The sequence below is a fragment of the Methanopyrus kandleri AV19 genome (assembly GCF_000007185.1).
Taxonomy (GTDB): domain Archaea; phylum JAADCQ01; class Methanopyri; order Methanopyrales; family Methanopyraceae; genus Methanopyrus; species Methanopyrus kandleri.
Genome location: NC_003551.1, coordinates 278,963 through 299,403, shown reverse-complemented (window position 1 = coordinate 299,403; position 20,441 = coordinate 278,963). Strand labels below are relative to the sequence as shown.

Here is a 20,441-nt window from a genome sequence, read left to right as displayed (position 1 = left end):
CCGTCGACTTACCGTTAACGCCGGATGAGAACGGTAGCGGTCAAGTGCTTCTAACACCGGTTACCGGCCCTATGCCTCGAGCTCGCGGGGGATGCGGGTTGCCCTCCCGGGAGCCCGCGGCGCCGTTCCTAGTGGGGTTCACGGCCTACAAGGGAGGTACCGGCAAGTCCACGGTTGCGTTCAACGTCGGCCTCGAGTTCGCACGTTACTACCAGGGTTTCGACGGGGTGCCCCGCCGGCCCGTGGTGTTCTTCGACTTGGATCCCCAGGGCCGGAGCGACGAAGGCGGTAGGACGCTCAAGAAGATGTTCGAGGACGGGCCGTTCCGGCTCCGATCGCTGCACAGTCCCATACCGGAGCTGGACGTTCAGGTGGTCGAGTACGATCCGGACGAGCCCGTCCCGGTCGATGGCGTTAACGGGTCGTTCGGTAGCTACGGGCTGGTCGACAGCGACGCGTCCTTCGCCCCGGCACTCCTGGCGGTGCCTAAAAACATCCGGATTAGACGGGTTAAACCGCTCAGGCGTTTGCTGGCGGCGGCGAACGAGCTGCTGTTTCAGTACCTAGAGGACCGTGGGTCCCTGGACTCGAAGCTCCGCGAGTACTTGAGCTCGCCACCGTTGGGCGTCGTCGACACTCCCCCGATGAACGCGGCTTCCGACACTTTCGCGGGTATCCTCACGCAGGTCGATTTGGTGATCCCCGTCGTGGACCCCGAGAACGTGAGGCAACTGTCCTTATTCTGCAAGCTTTACGTGACGAGGCTCGCGGTGGTGAACAGGGTCCCACCGGACGGCCTGACCCGGGAGGCCAAGTTCTTCGACGGAGTTCTAAACAGGATCCTCAACAAGATCCCCCTCAACAAGGACGAGGTCGTCAAGATCCCCGAGCGCCCCGTCATCCGGTTCGCATCGGCCCTCGGGATCCCGGTCCGGGCGCGTCCCGACAAGAGGCACTCGGGGTACTTCCGCGAGGTGGCCCGGCACATCCGGGCGGATTGGAACAGACGGAGGTACGGATCGGGGGTCCGGATTTGACCGAGGCGTCGTTCGATGGTAAGTACGTCAAACGCGTCTTCGGCGTCCCCGACGAGGTCGTGGACGGCGCGGTAGTCCGTGCCTGGGACATAATCAGGGAGCGTCGCTCCAAGGGACGGGTCAGGATCAGGAGGCCCGACGAGGTGTGGCCGATCGGTCGAGCCGTGGCGCGTTTGGCGTCAGTAGCCCGGGTGTCCGTGAGAAGGGTCAAGGGTGTGGAATGTCCGGAGGACGCGCTGGATCAAGTGCTCGGGGACGCGGAACCGTCGTCGCCCGCTCTCAGGACGCTACGGAGTCTGACGAGGGGTCGGTGCACGATCGGCTTCCCGGTCCTGACGCCCGAGCTGACGCTGGTGGTGTGGGGTGCGAACACCGAGGAGCTGTCGTCGTCCGTCCTCGATCTGACCCACCATCCCGCCGTCCGGACGCTGGTCTCCCTGGCCGTACTGGACGACGTAGGTGAGTACCTGGTCGACCGTTACGACGATCGCGCGGAACAGTTGTCCGAGGCGCTTCAGCGGGCGTACGACGGACGTGGAGCCCGGCTGCTCGGACTCTGTCTCTGCGCGTGGCTGTCGGAGAAGCTCGGGGGCGAGTTCGAGACGTGGTGGAACGAGGGCGGTGGATGGCGGGCCCTCTACAGTGTCGTGCGTGAAAGCGAGCTGGTGGAGTCGACCGTGAGGGAACGCGTCGGGGTCGAGCCCGGGAAGTAGGCCCGCGGTTCGGCCCGTACCGTTTCCGTTTCACGGTAAGCCGTTCTCGAGTTCTTCGACTCCGTTTCTATCCCTACTCACCGCGGAAGGAATCAGGTCGGACGGGAGGGAAGCTACTCCTTCTCCACGGGACCTAGGACGCGGTCCAGGGCCTTCTTCCAGGCCTTGGTGGGCAGCTCCGGCATCGCCGTGACGCCCTCACGGACGACGGTGATGGCGTTCACCGGACACGCCCGGGCGCACGCTCCGCAGTAGGCGCAGGTCTCCGGGTGCGCCACGATCTTGGTCTTGCCGGCCTTGCCGCCCTTCTCGAACTCCAGCGCGCCGCACGGGCACACCTCGACGCACAGTCCGCAGCCGACGCACTCCTCGTCGTCGACCTCAAGGGTGCCCTCGTACGGCTTGATCACCTCGATGGCGTCTACCGGGCAGACGAAGCCGCACCACCCGCAGTACACGCAGGAGCTCGGGTCGACGTCGACGGACCCGTCGACCTCGCCCTTCGCCGGGATCTCGCCGCGGGTGGTACCGTAGCAGACCATACAGCCGACCTTGATCGCGTCCACCGGGCACGTCCTCATGCACACACCGCAGTACACGCACTTGTCCTCGTCGACCTCGATGGTGAACTCGGGCTCGGGATCCGCGGCGCTGGGCTTCGGTCGCTCGACCGTGATGGCGTCGGCCGGGCACGCCTCCTCGCAGGCCTTACAGTAGATACACTTCTCCTCGTCGATCTCGATCTCTCCCATCACGAGATCACCGGGCGTCGGGACCTCGCGCTCGACCGTGATGGCCTCCTGCGGGCAGGTGTCGGCGCACAGGGAGCAGTACACGCACTCCTCCTCGTCCACCTCCACCGACTTCGGAAGATTGGGCAGCCCGGCCTCGGTCATGGGCTTCCCGTTGACGAGCAGCTGGATGACGTCGTACGGGCACACGAAGGCGCAGATTCCGCAGAGGACGCACTTGCTCTCGTCGACGTCGATCGGGTCCTCTCCCTTGCGCACGACGGCGGACGGCGGTGCCACGGAGATGGCGCCCACGGGGCAGGCCGCCTCGCAGATCCCGCAGGCGGCGCATTTGGACGTGTTAATCACGAGTTCCCTCTCCTCGACGCCCTTCCTGACCACGCGCAGCAGCGGCGGGGACACCTCCTTCACGGGCTCGAGCCTGACCTCCGCCATGTGTGTTTCCCCCAAGTAAATCGCGTTCGTCTCGTTGTTCCGACGCCGGCTATTATAAATCGGGTTGTCGGGACGGGGGCGATGGGAAGGCTTATCAGTGCTCGTATGCGGAAGACGCAACCGCTCGGCCGGATCTCGTACGGAGATTCCGCTTCCGACGTGACCTCCGTCGGGTGTCCGCGTGACGCTCGGTCGGTGTGGATCGGGCATCCCATAGGGGACGTCCGAGCCCTCACGGCGGTTAACGGGAAAGTGAGGGGAGCGTGGGCGGTTTCAGGCCGAGATCGGTACCGGTAGCAGCCCGTGGAGCACCTGGACCAGCTGTAGTACTACCGCGAGTACCTGGGTGATCGCGCTCAACGCCTGCAACAGTGTCGTCTTGGCCTCCTGCGGTGCCAGTTGTACTAGGACGCCTGCGAGCAGCGAGAGTGCCAGACCGCCGAACACCCACCCGCGTAGCCCCTCGAGCTTATCCTTCAACCGCTCGTACCGAGCCTTCGACTCGTCCTCCCTGGACCACTTCTCCAGTAGATCGCTCACCCGAGCGACGGTGGCCTCGACCGCCTGCTCGATCGAGTAGGCCGCGTCCTTCACGTCCCCCGAGTTCCCCACGATACCCCCACCGCGCGTCAGCATATCATCCAATCTCTTCTTAAACTCGTCAACGTCCAACTTATCCTGCAAGAACTCATCACACAACCTGATCGCGTCGTCAACGATATCCTCCACATCATCCAACTTCCTACCGATCTCATGGACGAGGTGAAAACACATGCTGAGACCGCTGCTACCGTCCATGATCTCCGCCAGAAGACGCTCCTTTCGATCACCATCCTTAATAGAATTATACTTAGATTTCGACTATTCTAAGTTACTTCTATCCCTAGAGAGTACTTCTTTAGCTTCCTCAAGGTACTTCAAGGACAAACGTATATCATGCTTTTCACTCGATAGGTCAACGTTCTTTTTCTCACACTCTTCCAGTTTATTTAACAAATTATTCAGCTTATTATGAATTTCATCGACCCTAGAGAGTGTATTGTTATGTAGCTTAATGCAGTCATCAACGGGGGAAGCGTGGGTACCTAAAACTACCGTAAGGGCTACTATATCCGTAGTTAACGCTAGTCGTAACATCACTTCGCACCCCCGTCTCTAGCGACGCCTTCTGTGTATTAATAGGATCGGCGGAGTTATTACTGGACATATTACACCGTACAATATCTGACTTACAATAACTTCTAATGGACTTAGGGAATTACTCCAATACTTATCTGAGTAAAATTCTTTATATCCATACTTAATGTAATCCCTAGGTTTCGGCGCTTTAAACTCGATAATTATCGGATTTCTAGTATTAATTCTCAAAATTATCCCTGGTCCATATAGAATTCCTATCTTATATTGCAACAAAGGATGAAAGTTAAGAATGTCCGTGCTGGCTTTATTACTTTTTGATGACACCAAATTATCTATGTAATGTAACATAAGCCAGCATTCCCGAGATGTCCCAGAGTTGAAAACGTCTTTGAACCATTTGTAACCCTTCAAGTCGATTGCGTATCCGCAGTACCAAAAGACCATGCTTACACCATCCAGATCGTACTTGACCTCGTTGTAGGGCACTCGTCCCCGGAAAACGGTCTTGCCGTCGACCGTCAGTAGGTTGAACTCCTTGGACCATCCCAGTAACACCAACCAGTTCCCCGGTGTTAGGGCGATCCTGACCCACCCGTCGCGCGTGGGTAAGTCCGCCTCGGCGGCGAAGATGTCGTCCGCGGTCCGCTCGGGCCTGATGAGCAGAATGCCATCATGCTCCTCCAAAGTGTACTTCACCTCGTGCCAGGGTCCCGTCGGAACGGGCTTCTTGAAGTGTCTTGGAGCACTGAGAATTCCCCAGGCGGGATCCCCTCGCTCGTCCGAGAACGGGTTATCCGTTTCTACGACCTCCACGCGATCCGGCACCAGTACTCGGCACACCTTAGCGTCCTCGGGTAGAGGTACCGTCTCGGTACGGTACGCACCGATGATCACGCGGTGACGCCCTTCCTCGTTCCAGAGCGGTGCCACGAGTAGGAAACGATCGGCCTGGAACGCGTTGGGGTCCGACGGTCTCGCGGGCGGGATACCACTACCTTCGAACTGTACGGTATGGCTTTGGTAAAGCTCTGGATCCATCACCCACGGTGCTTCCACGGGTAAAAGGGGCCGTCACGTCGTATGGGAGGGTTAGGAGAGCGGTGAGGACGAGGAGGATCACCGGATCACCCCCCGTGCGCCCCGGAACCAAGCCAGCGGGGCGAGTGAGCCCGCTAGGATGATCACCCAGATCGTCGGGCTCTTCTTGGGCTCCCTCTCCTTGACTCTCCACCTCGCCCACTCGCTCTTGAAAGCACGCCACCGTCGTTCTACGCCGTCTTCACTCGCGTCCCATCCTGGGAACCTGCGGACTCTGTCAAACCAGTTCCCGATCTCGAACTCAAGATTCCCGCCGAAGAACAGCTTGTCAATGAGCTTAGATACACCCTGCGCCGTGAGGAAGTTCGTGTAGATGAACCTCTCCATCATCAACCCTATACTCAATCCCTTAAGCCCGTCCCAAGCGATTTTCAACCTTTCCATAGTCTCCGGACTAACGAACCGTGAGATCGCGTCGCGGACGGCCTCACTGAGCATGTCGTACGGGCGCTGGGATGACGCACAAGCGTACTCATCGTCGTTCATCGGTTTGTGTTTCGGTACTAGTACCACGCTGTCCCGGATCTTCCAAGGTTTGTGCATCATGGGCCCGGTTGGGTCGATGAAGATCTCGTGCCAACCGCTACCTTCGTCGTACGGCCGTCCATGAGTGATCTCCAAACGGTTCGAGTTCACCGCCGACGTACCCCGGGATCCCCGCGGCCCGGTAAAGGGCTACCGTGAGCACTGCGTGGTCCGTGCACACCCAACCCTCATCCGGGAAGAGTAGTGGCGCCGCCGGCCCCTCGTAGTACATCGGGCTGAGGTGGCCACAGTACCCGGCGAGGGGGAACCAGTTGAACCACCCGATGAACGGTATGTGCGTGGCCACCCAGTACGCTAGTCGGACGGCTGCCTGGAACATCGGGTTGTTGTTCATGAGTTTCCTCTCAGCCTCACCGGCGTTCGGAAACGGTTGGGCCGGGGATTTCGCTACCTTACCATAAAGCGAGGTGCCGTTCAGGGTTATCCAACACCACTCCCCAGGTAACCAGTACTGCCCGTTACGTATCTCGTACTCCCTGCTCCTGGAGGGCTCCCCGCTCCTGGGAGGCATATACTCATCTTTGAGTATCGACTCGGCGTACTCTCGCTCCGAAACTTTTCCGAGCCCTACCATCAGCTCGGCTAGCCTTCTCATGGTTCTCCTCAGATCCTCCGGCACGTGGAGGAAGTCGAACACAGGGTCGAAGTAGTCAAACGCGAGACCAATGTAACGCATGTCCGGTCTCTTGTCGCTCCAGTCTACCTCTCCGAACTTGGCGGGCGCGCCTTTGTCGGGTACGTGGCCTTCGAGCGTGATGCTCCCGTACCAGGCTTGCCTTACCTTCTCCACGGAATCGCCTTTGTACGGTGCGCAATATAGTATGTACTTGGCGGCCCTGACCCAGTTCGCGCGCCAGTTCTCGCCGATCAACTCACCTGTCCAGTCCACGATCGGTGTATCCCGCGTTGCGAGGTACTTAGCCCAATCACAACCCTCGACCCACTGAAACCACTTCGGCTCCGCATTGAGCATCGACACCGGTCGGCACGAAGACCAGAACACCGAGGGTGAGGGCCGGGACGATCCTCACCCTTTTCACCTTCATCCCGATGCTACCCAACCCACTTTTCTGGTGGAAAAATAAAGTTCTTGGAAATCTCGAGGCGTGGACGGACTGTTAACACTTTGAAGCGAAGGCGGACATGACCGGTCGTCGACGCGCCGCGCGACGGGGTTGGGACGGCGGGAAATAGCGGGAGGAAACCTACGTTCCGTCAGGTCTCGAACCTCTGAGGATTTTGCGCAGGGGTTCCAGGAGGTGGCTGTGGCGGGCGATGTATCGGCTTGAAAGGAACCACTGGTCCACGGTATCGGCCGATCTGAAGCGTTTTCCCGCTTCGGGCGCCTTGAACTCGACGATCAACGATCGGTCCGCCCGCACCTCGAGCAGTACCCCGTACCCGTAGTACAACCGGTGCTCGTGCTGTAACCCGGGCCGGAACTCCCACCCACCGGGTAACTCATTCAAGAAGTCGAACAACCCCGCCACGCTCGAGTAGTACTCGCTCGGTGGTATCCTCGCCCGCCCTCCCAGGTCCAACAGGTACTCGGCGACCCAGAAGCGGAGTTTCACGCCGTCCAGCCCGTACTCGGCCTCGTCGTAGGGCGCGCCCCCCGGAAGAGCGTCCTGCACGGCGTGCGCACGTCGAAATCCTCGGTCCAACCGAGCAGTACCAGCCAACGGCCCGGGGTCAGGGCGAGCCTGATCCAACGCTCTTTCCCGATCCGGTCCTCCCTCACGGGCAGGCTCGCCTCGACGGCGAAGACACCGTCCACGGTCCGCTCGGGCTCGAGCAGGACGGCCAGCTCGAGCGAGGATTGGAGTTCGCTCCAATCCCACTCGTCCGGATCGAACACGTACCCCTGGGGACACCCCCATTCCCTCAGGGAATACCGGACCTCGGACCACGGTCCGAAGGTCGCCGGCCTCGGACTCTCGGGTATCTGTTCCCACAGCTTCCAGGGCACCCGCCGGACTTCGGAGGGCACGAACACTCGGTGAACCCTCGTCCCGAGGGGCAGCGGGAGTTCCTCGACCCCGTACGCCGCCAAGATCACGCGGTAGTGATCACCCTCCGGCCAAAGGGGTGAGACCAACAGCAGGTGGTCTCCGGCCAGGTCGTACGGGTAATCCACAGCTAGTCCTTGCGTAGCACAGGAGAGGCGTCCAAGTTGGATCCAGGGGCAATCCTTCCATTGTAGGGAGTTCGCGGGTTGAACCGTCAGGAGGGTGGAGAGGACGAGGGCGAGCGGTGCCGGGACCATGGCTTCGGACCCCTCGGAAGATGTCACGTCGAGAATGGGGATGGGTTCTCACCAGTCGGTAGGAGGGTTCCTGCATTCGTAAACGCATTAACACATCATAAGGTCTGCACCGGAAATGGAATTCGGTGTTGAGATGGTACCTGCGTGGTTGCCCGGAGGTGCTCTGATGGGTAGAGCTCGAACCTCAGAGCATGCCTAGCGTTACTCCTAAACCTTAACCTCTACATTCGAGCACATCGAACTCGAAGTCGAACGGCGTCCGCCGTTTCAGTGCTAAACTTTCTCCCCTCAGCTCCCTCGCCACCTCCGAGAAATGTCTAGGGTGATCAATACCGTTTTGGTTCGTAGGCAGACGGCTGCGTGCTCGGCGTCCGCGGGATCGCCCTTGGGGTGGGTCTGACGATACAACTCCACGAGCCCTTCGTCCGGATCCACCCACTTGCACTCCTCTTCGAGCAGTTGAAGAACACCCCGGATTCCAACAGCGGTTGAGGAAAGACTCCCCCGCCAGGTTCTTCCCGTAGTCCTTCATGAGCCTGGGACCCACCACCGAGGTCACGTCGAGGCATCCGAACAGGGAGAGCGTGAACGTGTAAACGGATTCCACGCGTTGCTCCTTCGGGGAGGGTTTCGGCCCGATGAGTCGCCCCCGAGATGAGGAACCGGTCGAGTGCCGTCCCCGCGTCCCGAGTGTGACCTTCGCGAACGTGCCGCGAATTAAAATGTCAGACGTATTCGTTTCCTATATACTATTACGGTTTCTCAAATTCGCCATCCCGACGTCGGGGCGACGGTGAGGAATCCTCTCACACGGTCGTAACGCACGTACAGTGGTCGCGCCCCGAGGGACATCCCTAGCACGCTCACCCGGACGGGCGGGCTTCGCACTCGAACCCGGTCAGACGGCGCAGGAGTCGGGGATCCCGGTTTACGGTACTGGGGACGAGGACGCGTCCCTCGCCCGGTAGGAAGGTGATCACAATGACGCGGTCCGACGGGGCGGCGAGAGCTTCGGTAGCGGGACTCGGGGATCATCCGATCGGGACGGCGACGCCCGCTCAGGTGCCCGACGGGAAGCCGTAAGTGTGGAACCCGGGTTGGGAACGATCTAAAACGTGATATAACCCATGATGTCTTATCGAAAAGACCGGTACGACAGCCCGCGCGTGCGGCCGATGGGCCCGCTTGACGGGGGAGGGAAGATGAGGTGCGGGTTTCCCCTTGTGCTGGGCCCGTTGATCGCGCTGGTGAGTGTGGTCCCGACGGGAGCGGCCGCGGACCACGTGACCGACGTGACGTCTAAAGTGAACGTCGACGGCGATTACGAGGCGTGCAAGGACCTGCTCGTAGGCGTCGAGGTGTACGACGATCAGGGGTACGTGATCGCGAGTTGTTGTTGGGACGGTAGGTGTGATGCCCTCGGAGAGACGAAGGTCAGTGAGAACCACCTCAGCCGTACCGTGGACAGGTTCATCGTGAAGATGACCGTACGCTACAAGAACCAGCTGTTGTTGGACGAGAGGGTCTTCATACGCGTAATCCCCGGGCAGGGTGTCATCATCGAGTTCAACGGCCGAACTATCGAGCTGAGGAGCGCCAACGGCACGTGGGGGCCGGAGGAACCGCTCAGGGTCGTGCGGACGATCGACGGGAAAACCGTGGGGATAACCTTCCGGCCCAGTGCTAAGGTGGAGCACGCGGAACAACTATCGAACCAGTGGGTAGTCGATTTCCTCTACTCGATAGACGGTGATGTAATCGTTCACGATAAGAAGGGCGATTACCACATCACCTTCCAGGCGCACGTGAAACACACGCCCCTGAAAAATGCTGAACATGATTATATGCAAACTTGCCCGTACGGGAAGAAGAAAACCGTAGATGAAGAGCTTACCCATGGGACGTTCGGTCACCTCGTGGACGATCACGCGACGAAGATCGAAGATTTGACGCGAGCGTGGGCGAACGAGAAGATGCCCGTGAACCCGCTGTTACCGGCGCTCGCGGCGGTACTGTCACTCCTAGGGATCAGGAGGGAGTATTAGAATCGTGAACACTCGTCTCCCTCCAATATCATTGTCCTCCCCAGGTACAATCTCGGTCCAAGGAGACCAATCGTATGCGTATCCTCGGGGCGGTCGTGGGGCTCGCGCTCGCGGGTCTCTCGGTACTACAGCCGACCCTCCTCGGGACCCTGGGGACCTTCCTGAGCATATTAGCCCAGGTCGTCACGCTCGCGGTACAACTGGCCGGTCTAATCCCACTACCAACCTGAGGGGGGTCGGAGGCATTGCTCCCCTACCTCGTCCTAGGACTAGTTCTAGCACTAACCCCGGCCTCAGGAGAACCGTTAATCCAGGGTAGCCTCTCGAAGGACCTGGAATTCCTACACGAGTACTTCCAGAAACGGGTCCTACCCAAGTGGAAAGACGACCCACACGTGATCGTGGACGTCGTGCAGTACTCGGAGTCGGCGGGGTACGTGATCTACCTACCCAAGGAGAACCTGTTCGCGTTCTCGAGGGTGCAGGAGTCGGTCGAACCGGGACGCGTTCGGGTGGTACTCCCGCTGACGTGCGGGAGGCCCGTCGCTGTGGAGGAGCGTTTGGAGGGTCCGGCGGTGATCGCGAGCGTGAACCAGTGCCCGTTGACGGAGGGTTCCTCGGCGAACTTGGGCTTGGACGTCGTGGTCGGGGACCACGTGTGTAGCTTCGGGTACGTCACCAACGTCCCCGCGCTAGGGGCTCCGGCGCGGTGCGAGTACGTTCTCACTTTGAGCGCCGGGGGTCGGGTGGTCGACGAGGAGGGTTTGGGATCGTTCGATCCGGTGGACGTCGAGTACGAGGTGTACTCGGATCGGGTGGTCATGAGGATCCTGGGGTTCCCGGAGGGGGTCGAGGACCTGGCGCTCGTCATCGACGCGACGTTCGACCTCAGGAAGGGTAGGATCCTCGTCGACCGTCGGGAGAGTACGGACTCGGAGCTGGTCTCGAAGCTGCGCGAGCTAAGGGCGAGGTGGGGTACGCCGCCAGGTGAGGGGATCGAGGGGTTCTCCGGGGACTTACTGCGCACGCGTTCCGGCGCGGAACCCCTCTGGGTAGGCTTCCAACTATCACACGACGATCCGCTGGTACGGTTCGTCGAGAAGGTGATCGGGATGTACAGCCAGGGTGCTAGCGAGAAGGAGCTCCAGAAAGTGATGGGCGAGCACCCGAACGTCGAGTTCCTGTTCCCGGAGAGGAATGGGGAGAGCGGGACGTCGAAGATCCCGTTCTGGGTACTGCCACTACTACCTGTGCCGCTGGCGGGCCGTCGAAACGACGCCTAGCACCCCCGACCTCCCGCCACCTTGTATGGTAGCAGGGAGCTGATTGACGTCACGACTTCCGAACGGCAAGACTTTTATCCTGGAAGGCTGCCTTTCCCCTGCCTCCATACAATCTGGGGCCACTACCCTGGATCGCGTACCGGGGTTGATCGAGTCGCACGTCCCGATACCCTCCGACCCGGTCGAGAGGATTCGGGCACTCCGAGTCCTGAGGGAAGTCCATCGGAGGAAGAGGAAGCCGAGCCTCGAGGTGACCTACCGGACGGTGAGCGGGAGTACCTGCGGTCCGTACTACGTCGCGAGGTGGCGGAGGGACTCGAAGTTCAAGCACGGTAGGACCCTTTATCTGGGCAAACCCGAGAACGAGAGTGTTCGGTTCGTCGAATGGCTCGTCTCCCTGGACCGGAACGAGGTCCTCGAGCTCGCCCGGCACTTGATGCGCAACCTCCGCTCGGTACTCAAGACCCTCCTGACCGGGGTTTCGGACCTCCCATACAAGAGGGCAAGGCGAGTACTCGCACGAGGGCTCGCGCTGACGTTCGACGCCCGACCCTCCGAATCACCCAGGATCCGGGACGTGTTAGAGGAACTCCCCGATCGACTCGAATCCTTCGCGATCAGAACCCTCGGAGGCTGGCCCGCGCATTACTCCGCTCACTTGAGGAAGGTGATCCGTCACCGTAGGAAATCCCTCGACGGGAAACACGAGATCCCCGACGTGAAACTCGAATTAGAACGCTGGAAGCTGAGACACGTACAGTGAGCGCCTCGTCAGGTGCTTCACGTCGACCTTGGCGGACCCGTTGGCACCATCGGGGCGACGGGGCCGGCCCCGGAGGAGACCCAGTCAACATATTTTCGGGGCTATCCGTGCCCGGCCGGGGGTGTCTCCGTGGCCAAGATTCTGGTTACGGACCCTATCCACGAGGACGCGCTGAGGAAGCTCGAGGAGCTCGGAGAGGTCGTCGTGCTGGAGGACGCCGACGAGGAGGAGATCCGTGAGCACGTGCGGGACGCGGACGCCTGGGTGGTGAGGAGCGGGACGCGGGTGACGAGGGAGCTGATCGAGGAGGCTAAGAATCTCAAGGTCATCGCCCGGGCGGGTGTGGGCGTCGACAACATCGACGTGAAGGCCGCGACGGAACGCGGTATCATCGTCGTCAACGCGCCCGAGTCGAGCTCGATCTCGGTAGCCGAGCACACGATGGGTCTCATCCTGGCGTTGGCCCGAAAGATACCGCAGGCGGACAGGTCGGTGCGCCGCGGGGAGTGGGACAGGAAGCGGTTCATGGGCGTCGAGCTGGCCGGAAAGACGTTGGGTCTCATAGGACTGGGTAGGATAGGTCAGCAGGTGGCCAAGCGTGCGAAGGCGTTCGAGATGGAGGTGACAGCGTACGACCCGTACATACCGGAGAAGGTGGCGGAGGAGCTCGGGGTGGAGCTCGTCGACGAGCTCGAGGAGCTGCTGGAGCGCGCTGACGTCGTCTCGATCCACGTGCCCCTGACCGAGGAGACGGAGGGGATGATCGGCGAGGAGGAGCTGAAGCGGATGAAGAGCTCGGCGTTCCTGGTCAACTGCGCGCGCGGTAAGATCGTGGACGAGGAGGCGCTGATCAAGGCGCTGAAGGAGGGCTGGATCGCGGGCGCCGCCCTCGACGTGTTCGCCGAGGAGCCACCCGGTGAGGACCACCCGCTGTACGAGCTGGATAACGTGGTCCTCACGCCGCACATCGGCGGTTCGACCGGCGAGGCGCAGCGGGCCGCGGGTCTGATCGTAGCCCGCGAGATCGAGAGGGTGTTGAAGGGCGAGATCCCGGAGAACGTGGTCAACCTGCCGTTGGCCGGTGTGCCGGACGACGTGAGGGAGCTGATGGAGGTCGGTGAAAGGCTGGCCGACGCCGCCGCCCAGGTACTCGAGGAGCGCCTGAGGTGGGTACAGGTTAAGGTGGGTGGTGAGCTCGAGGACCGTGAAAAGGAGGCGCTGAAGCGGGCCGTCCTGAAAGGGTGTCTGGACCGAGTGTTGACGGAGCCCGTCACCATGGTCAACGCTGTAGACGTCGCCGAGCGGAGGGGGATCGAGTTCGAGTTCACGGTCTCGGACGAGCTCGAGGGAGGAGAGGTGGAGGTGGTCGTCCGCTCGGACGAGGACGAGATCTCGCTCAGGGGCGAGCTGGTCGAGGATCGGGTGTACCTGACGTCGGTGAACGGGTACGAGGTACGGTTCAAGCTCAGCGGTCCGACGCTCTTCGTGTGGCACGTGGACAGGCCGGGGGTCATCGGGGAGGTCGGGATAATCCTGGGCGAGCACCGCGTGAACGTGGCCGCGATGGAGGTAGGACGCCGGGAGCGCGGCGGCGAGGCGATCATGGTCATACGGATGGACGAGGAGCCGCCCGAGGAGTGCCTGCGGGCCATCGACGAGGTCGAACCGGTCCGCCGGGTGGAGCTGGTCAGGTGCTGAGGAGCGTGGCCGTGGCGGGCGACCTGGACCGGTTCGGGGAGGTGGTCGAGGAGAGGGGTTGGCCGGAGTACTCTCCTAACCCCGCCACAGGCCTTCTCACGGAGCTGGTTGAGCGGTTTCTGACGAAGTTTCCGGGCGCCGTGGCCGTCAAGGGACCGGACCGGGAGCGCGGTACCGAGGAGTTCGTCGTCGAGATCCCAGGCGGTGACGCGTTCTTAGACGAAATACTCGAAGAATGTGAACGGATACGTAGACGTTTCGAAAGAGAGTTCAAAGGCGAGGTCACGATCAGCCTCGGTGTGGGCGTGGGTCCGGCGCCCAGCGACCGCCGCTCGTTCCGGGAGGCCGAGTCGCCGGCGGTCCGTCGTGCCCTCGAGGCGCTCCGGGAGGCGAAGAGGAGGGGCGGAAACACGATCGTGGTCCGGGGGTGACGGGAGTTGACGGAGTTCTGGGCGCGGTGTTACGCGCTGGCGGCGAAGTCGCTGATCGAGGTCATGAGGACTAAGTCGTACCCCATCCAGTACGTTCTCAGGAAGACGCTGTCCGAGTACGACGACAAGACGCAGTCCGTGACGCGGAGCATGGTGTACGACGTACTCCGCCGCTACGGGACGCTCGAGCGCGTGGTCGAGGACGTCTCGAGGTCCGAGCTCCCACCGTTGGAGCGCGCCCTCGTGATGGTAGCCGCGAACGAGGTCCTCTACGAGGGTAAACACCCGGCACCGGTGACGGACTCCGCGACCCGGGCGGCCAAGGAGCTCGGACTGAACCACCGCCGCGTCCACGGGGTCGTCGCGGACCTGGAGGAGTACGAGCGGCCGGAGCCGGAGGACGAGATCGACCGGCTGTGCCTCGAATACCACCACCCACGGTGGTTCGTCGAGAAGTTCGGTGCCCTCCTCGACGAGGACGAACTCAAGGAGCTCATGGAGGTACACAACGAGCCGCCGGAGTACTACACGTTCCGCGTGAACACGACCGCGGCGGACGTCGAGGACGTCCTCCGCGAGTTCGAAGAGCACGGCTTCGAGGTGGAGCGCGGGGAGTACGTCGACTACTGCATCCGGGTGAAGAAGGGGCAACCGCTGCGACTGGAGGAGCTGGAGTGCTGGCGGGAAGGACACATCGTACCTCAGGACGAGGCGGCGGCGCTGGTGACCGAGATACTGAACCCGCAACCCGGGGAGAGGATCGCCGACCTGTGTGCCGCACCCGGCGGTAAGACCACGCACATAGCCCAGCTGACGGAGGATGAAGCGGAGATCCTCGCCGTCGACGTCAGCAGGGTACGACTCCGTAGGCTGGAACGGTTCGCGGAACGGATGGTGTTCGAGAACATCGAGGTCCTGCGCGCGGACGTCCGCAGGTTGGGTAGGAACCCGCGGTACGTGGGTAAGTTCGACCGGGTGCTGTTGGACCCTCCGTGCTCCAGCCTCGGAACGCTCCGGAGCGACCCCGACGTCAAGTGGAAGATCGGACCCCGAGACATCCGAGAGTTGGCACTGAAGCAGCGTCAGCTCATCCGCGCGGCGGCCCGACTGCTCAAACCGGGAGGTGTGCTTGTGTACTCGACCTGCACTATCACGCCCGAGGAGAACGAGCTCGTCGTGTCCGAGGCGATCAAGCGGGATCGCTTGCGTCCCGTAGACGTCCGCTCGGAGTTCGAGTTCTTACACCCGCCCTTACGGGTCGACGGAGTCTCGTCGAGTTTGGAAGCTGGTCGGATGTGGCCGCACGTCCACGGTACTACCGGGTTCTTCGTGGCCAAGTTGAAGAAGCTGACCTAACCCGCGAGCACTACCCCGAACCCCGCTATCCCCGCGATCGTGGGTGGTAGGAGCGTACGCCACGTTCGCTCGAGGACCTCCCTCTTACCGAACACGGCCGTCCATAGGTACTTCACGAGTATGGATTCCAGCGAGGACAGTGCGATCAGTATGCCCGCGGTCGAGGAGGAGAGGGTACCTGAATTCACCATATAGGCGAGGCTCAGGCTCATCGCGTTGCTGCTGGCTAACGAACCGACTACGGCACCGACGACCAGACCGGCTTTCCCCGCGAACAGCTGTCCTATCTTCAGGGTCATCGAGAATCCCGAGATGAGGAGACCTAGCTTCACCGCGGGTTTCAGGGAGAGGGGAGACCGCATCCGACCTCGAACGACCCGTCGGAGATCCTCCTCGTCGACTTCCGCGCGACCCGACTCGTAGACGGCGACAGCGAACCCGGCTATGGCCGCGGGGATCGCTACGCAAGCCACCTTCTTCACCACGGCTAGGTTCCTCGAGACGGCGGCGACCAGGATCATGTTGCGTATGATCGCGACGGAGGTCGCGGCGGGCACCACGGCGGCGGGCACCCAAGGAAGCTCTCTGAACCTCGCCACGACGGTCGCGGTGGTGGCGGAGCTGCTGACGAAACCCCCGACCAAGGACGTCGTCAGTACCCCTCCCCTGACGGACATCCGAACTCCCAGGTACCCGAGTGCCGTCACCGCGAGCACCAGCAGGACGATCTCCAACACCCTCCTCAGGTTCAGAACGCCCCAAGGGTCCACGGGACCGGGTGGGCAGAGCGGATAGACCAGTGCGGCCAGCGAGAACACCGTTAGGGCGTCCAACACGTCCCTGTCGGACAACCTCCTCAGGACGGGATGGATCCTCGCCCGGGAGAGGAGTACTACGGCCGTCGCGATCGCTAGAGTGGCCCCTTCCTTGAACCTCTCCATTCCGACCAACGCGCCCGCGGCGAACGTGGCCAGCAGCGCCAACGGTGTGACTATACCCAACAATCGACGCTGGTACACCCGCATGACGTACATCGTCACGGCCAGCGCGGCGGCTCCCACCGACGTCACCGTGGCTATGGGGACGCATCCCAACTCGTAGAAGTACGCGGTGAGTCCTCCGAGCACACCGATTAAAGTGAACGTCCTGAAGCCCGCGATCCGACGCGCGATGTGAGCGTGCTCGCGCTCGAGTCCCACTACCATCCCTACCGCGGCCGATAACACCAGCATCTGTAGGAACCGGAGGTACTCGTCCATGACGATATCCTCCCGGGGGTCACCTGAATGGGGTTGGACTACGAGCCTTCACACTTGATGTTCCTGGTTACGGTATTGGACGATCGGGACGGCGAGGTGCTGGGCGACGCGATTCAAAAGCTGATCGAGCGCGAGGAAGTACTCGCGTGTCACGCGGTCCCGTGTGTGACGAAGAAGAACCGGCCCGGACACGTCCTGGTGGTTTTAGTGGACGGTGGTGAGGATCCCGACCGGGTGGCGGAGGACGTCGCCCGTGATATCATGGTGTTAACCGGGTCCACGGGCGTCGACAGGTTCGACGCCGACGGGGTGTACTCCGTACCCTCCAGGTTCGAGGACGTTCGGGTGGTGTACGGTGAGCGTGAATGGAGGGTCAGCGTCAAGATCGCGGAGACCGAGGAGGGGGAGGTAGTCACGGTGAAGGCGGAGTTCGACGAGTGTCGTGAGATCGGTGAGGAAACGGGGATCCCACCGCGCGAAGTGAAGGCCATGGTGGAGGCCGCCGCGAGGGTCGGAGGTTGGGTCGACCTCAAGGAACGCGAGATTAAAGTTCAGTAGCCCCTCATCCAAGCTTTGGATGGGTCGTACCCGAGTTCTACCGGACGCAGATGTTCCCCCTCGATCCTGAAACGTCCCATCAGCTTCGGTTCGCTGAACTCGCCTTCTCGGTACTCAAGGACCTGCACCACTACCTCCCCCCGCTCGACGTCCACCACGTTGAACGCCGGCGGTACATAACGGGCGACCTCCGGGCACAGCGTGCCCGCGTGCGAGACGGCACAACCTCCTTCTTTGGAGGCGAAGTAGTCGACCCGAGGGATGTGTTTGTGACCCACCAGCACCAGGTCCACACCGTTGGCCACGCAGAACTCCCTGAGGTTACCGGCGTCGAGGACCGTCGACACGTCGATCAAGCCCGGGAACGGTGTCACGTGGTGATGCATCGTGAGCACGATGAACTCCGGCTCGATCTCGCGTATCAGCTCCTCGGCTCTGAGCAGCTGGTCCAGCCCTACCTCCCCGTCACTGCGGTCCGCTTCGGTGGAGTCGAGCGCGATCACGCAGAGTCCGTCTCCCTCTAGGATTATGGGGTACATCAACAGCTCCCCGAACGAGGGGCTTTTCACGGTGAACTCCCTGTACTTTCTCCTAAAATACGGGTGTTTCCTGAAAACCACCTCACCCCCACGCATCTCGTCGTGGTTGTCCGGTACGACCGCCAGTAGCTTGCCAACATCCAGGGCCCGGAATATTCGCTCGGTCTCACCGTAATGTCTCGGACGCCACCCCTTCACGATATCACCGGACACCACCACGACGTCGGGATGAAGTTCCTTGACACGCTCGATCGCCGCCTCCAGTACGGACTTGTCCCGGGATTCGTCGAGATGGAGGTCCGAAACGTGTGCGATCCGCAGGTCCAACCTGGGGGTCTCCCCTTGACGGTACTTTCGGACCGAGATATCAAACGGGCATTGGAAGAGGGCGATATCGTCGTGAAGCCCCTCGAGGAGGAGTACCTCGAGGAGGCCCTCGGACCGGCCAGTCTGGATCTGCGCTTAGGCAACGAGTTCGTGGTGTTCAAAACACTCCATAAGCCCTGCATAGATCCAACGGTCGACGCCGGTGAGAACACGGAGCGGATAGTGATCGACGAAGATGAGGAGTTCGTGATCAACCCGGGCGAGCTCGTGCTGGCCGTCACGCACGAGTGGATCGAGATCAACGCACCGGACATAACTGGGGTCCTTCACGGACGCTCGTCGTTGGGCAGGCTCGGAATACAGGCCCACGTGGAGGCCGGATACGTGGATCCGGGATGGCGTGGGCGGCTGACGCTAGAACTGGTTAACTTCAACCCCATGCCCGTCAAGCTGCGGCCCGGCATGCGGGTGGTGCAGATAGTGTTCCACAGACTCTCCAGCCCCGCGGAGCGTACCTACGCGGAGTCCAGTGGTAAATACCACGGGGACGAGAGACCGTCACCCTCTAAGATGCACCTGGACTTCTGTCGCGGATAACAGTCGATCTTCGGGCCGTTAATACCCGAGGGCGCGGGCGGTGGACCGGGGATACCGTTGGCCTTTAGACAGTACCTCCTTCCCGACTTCCTCGACGTTATCTACCGACCCGCCCGGCGCGGTGAATGCCGCCACGACAGGAACTGGCACTTCGGGAGCATGACCGTCCCACCGCTCGATCCCGAAGAACTTCACAGTGTTTCCGTCGATGTGATGCTCGCGAGCCCCGACGTTCATCACCCGTGCCTGTCCACGCGATTGAGGTGTACTACCATTCTGTCCGCCGCCGTTCGCCACGATCAGCCCACCCCTCACCGGATCACTACCCGGATACCCTGGCCGTCGGAGCTCCCCGTCCCCTCCACTATACGGGTGCCTCCGGGGGCTATCTCGCATCAGCGTCGGTACAACGTGTCCATGCCCTATCCACCCGACCCGGGCCCGTTCTCCCGAAAGTCCATATTCACCTCGGCGCTCGCCCTAACCCTGCGAGACCGGGGGATCGTAATTGAATGCGACACTCCGGATCCGGAACAGACCTGTCGCCGAGTCGACCTACACTTCGCTGAGGGGAGCGAAGGCTGAGGTCGTCCGAGTTGAGCGAGAGGAGCGTGAAATACACCCTAAACCACCTTTCGAAACCGGAACCATGCTTCAGGCGGCTACCCGACGACTTCGACTGTCGTCCGAGCGTGTCATGCAGCTGGCCCAGGACCTGTTCGAGGGAGGTCTCATCACATACCACCGGACCGACTCTACCAGGGTCTCGGAGGAGGGCAAGCGCGTAGCCCGGGACTACATCCGGGCTAACTTCGACCCCGAAGACTACAATCCGAGGACCTGGGAACCCGAGGCCGAGCACGTCGAAGGTGCTCACGAGTGTATAAGACCCACCAGACCGGCCGACGCCGAGGAGCTACGGACGATGGTTCGTGAGGGAGCGATTCAGACCACCGTCACGCTGACTTCTCACCATTTACGTCTTTACGATCTCGTCTTCCGACGTTTCGTAGCCAGCCAGATGAAGCCCGCGAAGGTCCTCTACCAGGAGGCCGTGCTGGAGGTCGAAGTCAAAGGAGTGCCCGTCGCGGAGCTCGAACTCAGCGGAGTTTTGGAGATCGTCGAGCCGGGCTTCACTAAGGTCCTAACGGAGTACGACCTGCCGGCGTACGGCATCCGGGAGACCCCGGAACTGGAGGAGGGAGATCGGCTCGAAATAGGCGACGTGGAGGTGCTGGAACGGCATGAAGAGTACCCGTACGATCAATCGGAGTTGGTTGAAGACATGCGAGAGCGGGGACTCGGCCGTCCTAGCACCTACGCGCAGATAGTCGAGAAGCTGTTCCGGCGTGGGTACGTGTACGAGGTACCGCAACGGAGGTGGATATTCCCGACGACCCGTGGTGAGGCCGTCTACGAGTACCTCAGTACCCACTACGAGCGGTTCGTATCGGAGGAAACTACGAGAGACCTGGAGGAACGCATGGACGCCGTAGCGCTCGGTAAGGCCGAGTATCAAGAGGAGATGGAAAAACTCTACCTAGAGCTCGAAAGGGTCGTCGAGATGCCTGACCCGGAACCGTGATCGCCGATCACGT

The 20,441-nt window shown here is 61.5% G+C and carries 22 protein-coding genes; 12 read left to right on the top strand and 10 right to left on the bottom strand.

Features of this window, described 5'->3' with window-relative positions; translation table 11 throughout:
- Positions 1-98 precede the first annotated feature (98 nt).
- Together MK_RS01620 and MK_RS01615 are read left to right on the top strand one after the other, a co-directional pair.
- Positions 99-1,037 (top strand): ParA family protein, encoded by a 939-nt coding sequence (locus tag MK_RS01620; protein WP_148679450.1) that lies wholly within the window; start codon positions 99-101, stop codon positions 1,035-1,037.
- Positions 1,034-1,750 carry a hypothetical protein gene (locus MK_RS01615; RefSeq protein ID WP_011018680.1) on the top strand — a complete coding sequence of 239 codons (717 nt, stop codon included), beginning with the start codon at positions 1,034-1,036 and terminating at the stop codon, positions 1,748-1,750. Before MK_RS01620 ends, MK_RS01615 begins: the two co-directional genes overlap by 4 nt.
- Positions 1,751-1,863: 113 nt before the next feature.
- Here MK_RS01615 and MK_RS01610 read toward each other — a convergent pair whose 3' ends face one another.
- From MK_RS01610 to MK_RS01580, 7 genes are all read right to left on the bottom strand, one after another.
- The gene (locus MK_RS01610) at positions 1,864-2,937 is read right to left on the bottom strand and encodes a 4Fe-4S binding protein (RefSeq protein ID WP_011018679.1); all 1,074 of its coding nucleotides are present in this window, start codon (positions 2,935-2,937) and stop codon (positions 1,864-1,866) included.
- Between the two features lie 273 nt (positions 2,938-3,210).
- Positions 3,211-3,735, bottom strand: a complete 525-nt coding sequence (locus MK_RS01605; RefSeq protein WP_011018678.1) for a hypothetical protein — start codon at positions 3,733-3,735, stop codon at positions 3,211-3,213.
- 357 nt (positions 3,736-4,092) lie between these two features.
- A complete protein-coding gene (locus tag MK_RS01600; RefSeq protein ID WP_148679449.1) occupies positions 4,093-5,115 on the bottom strand; it encodes a hypothetical protein in 1,023 nt (340 codons plus the stop codon).
- A 78-nt stretch (positions 5,116-5,193) separates the two neighbouring features.
- Positions 5,194-5,811 (bottom strand): hypothetical protein, encoded by a 618-nt coding sequence (locus MK_RS01595; RefSeq protein WP_148679448.1) that lies wholly within the window; start codon positions 5,809-5,811, stop codon positions 5,194-5,196.
- The gene (locus MK_RS01590) at positions 5,759-6,694 is read right to left on the bottom strand and encodes a transglutaminase-like domain-containing protein (protein ID WP_148679447.1); all 936 of its coding nucleotides are present in this window, start codon (positions 6,692-6,694) and stop codon (positions 5,759-5,761) included. The genes MK_RS01595 and MK_RS01590 overlap by 53 nt, the downstream gene beginning before the upstream one ends.
- 232 nt (positions 6,695-6,926) lie before the next feature.
- A complete protein-coding gene (locus MK_RS01585) occupies positions 6,927-7,295 on the bottom strand; it encodes a hypothetical protein (protein ID WP_148679446.1) in 369 nt (122 codons plus the stop codon).
- On the bottom strand, positions 7,292-7,987 hold the full coding sequence (locus MK_RS01580) for a hypothetical protein (RefSeq protein WP_148679445.1): 696 nt from the start codon (positions 7,985-7,987) through the stop codon (positions 7,292-7,294). Before MK_RS01580 ends, MK_RS01585 begins: the two co-directional genes overlap by 4 nt.
- Before the next feature lie 1,202 nt (positions 7,988-9,189).
- Here MK_RS01580 and MK_RS01570 point away from each other — a divergent pair.
- The 7 genes from MK_RS01570 to rsmB all read left to right on the top strand — a co-directional run bounded on the left by MK_RS01570 (position 9,190) and on the right by rsmB (position 15,563).
- A complete protein-coding gene (locus MK_RS01570) occupies positions 9,190-10,032 on the top strand; it encodes a hypothetical protein (protein WP_148679444.1) in 843 nt (280 codons plus the stop codon).
- Positions 10,033-10,106: 74 nt separating this feature from the next.
- Complete coding sequence (locus MK_RS09045) at positions 10,107-10,262, top strand: hypothetical protein (protein WP_158295872.1); 156 nt, start codon at positions 10,107-10,109, stop codon at positions 10,260-10,262.
- A gap of 15 nt (positions 10,263-10,277) precedes the next feature.
- Positions 10,278-11,315 carry a hypothetical protein gene (locus tag MK_RS01565; RefSeq protein ID WP_011018671.1) on the top strand — a complete coding sequence of 346 codons (1,038 nt, stop codon included), beginning with the start codon at positions 10,278-10,280 and terminating at the stop codon, positions 11,313-11,315.
- Positions 11,316-11,460: 145 nt separating this feature from the next.
- Positions 11,461-12,078: a DUF1678 family protein gene (locus MK_RS01560; protein ID WP_011018670.1), complete on the top strand. Its 618-nt coding sequence runs from the start codon at positions 11,461-11,463 to the stop codon at positions 12,076-12,078.
- Between the two features lie 129 nt (positions 12,079-12,207).
- Positions 12,208-13,776, top strand: a complete 1,569-nt coding sequence (serA, locus tag MK_RS01555) for a phosphoglycerate dehydrogenase (protein WP_011018669.1) — start codon at positions 12,208-12,210, stop codon at positions 13,774-13,776.
- Positions 13,770-14,207: a hypothetical protein gene (locus tag MK_RS01550; RefSeq protein ID WP_148679443.1), complete on the top strand. Its 438-nt coding sequence runs from the start codon at positions 13,770-13,772 to the stop codon at positions 14,205-14,207. The genes serA and MK_RS01550 overlap by 7 nt, the downstream gene beginning before the upstream one ends.
- Before the next feature lie 6 nt (positions 14,208-14,213).
- Entirely contained in the window at positions 14,214-15,563 is a 1,350-nt protein-coding gene (rsmB, locus tag MK_RS01545; protein WP_011018667.1) for a 16S rRNA (cytosine(967)-C(5))-methyltransferase RsmB, read from the top strand.
- On the opposite strand, the gene MK_RS01540 is transcribed toward rsmB, so the two are convergent.
- Complete coding sequence (locus MK_RS01540) at positions 15,560-16,822, bottom strand: MgtC/SapB family protein (RefSeq protein ID WP_011018666.1); 1,263 nt, start codon at positions 16,820-16,822, stop codon at positions 15,560-15,562. The genes rsmB and MK_RS01540 overlap by 4 nt on opposite strands.
- 27 nt (positions 16,823-16,849) lie before the next feature.
- Between MK_RS01540 and larC the strand changes: the two genes are divergently transcribed.
- Positions 16,850-17,380, top strand: a complete 531-nt coding sequence (larC, locus tag MK_RS01535) for a nickel insertion protein (RefSeq protein ID WP_011018665.1) — start codon at positions 16,850-16,852, stop codon at positions 17,378-17,380.
- Here larC and MK_RS01530 read toward each other — a convergent pair.
- Complete coding sequence (locus tag MK_RS01530; RefSeq protein ID WP_011018664.1) at positions 17,374-18,246, bottom strand: metallophosphoesterase family protein; 873 nt, start codon at positions 18,244-18,246, stop codon at positions 17,374-17,376. The two genes, larC and MK_RS01530, sit on opposite strands and share 7 nt — an antisense overlap.
- 15 nt (positions 18,247-18,261) lie before the next feature.
- On the opposite strand from MK_RS01530, the gene dcd reads away from it, so the two are divergent.
- On the top strand, positions 18,262-18,843 hold the full coding sequence (gene dcd, locus MK_RS01525; protein WP_011018663.1) for a dCTP deaminase: 582 nt from the start codon (positions 18,262-18,264) through the stop codon (positions 18,841-18,843).
- An 18-nt stretch (positions 18,844-18,861) separates the two neighbouring features.
- On the opposite strand, the gene MK_RS01520 is transcribed toward dcd, so the two are convergent.
- Positions 18,862-19,080, bottom strand: coding sequence for a hypothetical protein (locus MK_RS01520; RefSeq protein ID WP_158295871.1), 219 nt, complete (start codon positions 19,078-19,080; stop codon positions 18,862-18,864).
- Positions 19,081-19,351: 271 nt separating this feature from the next.
- Between MK_RS01520 and MK_RS01515 the strand changes: the two genes are divergently transcribed.
- On the top strand, positions 19,352-20,428 hold the full coding sequence (locus MK_RS01515; protein ID WP_011018661.1) for a DNA topoisomerase: 1,077 nt from the start codon (positions 19,352-19,354) through the stop codon (positions 20,426-20,428).
- Positions 20,429-20,441 lie beyond the last annotated feature (13 nt).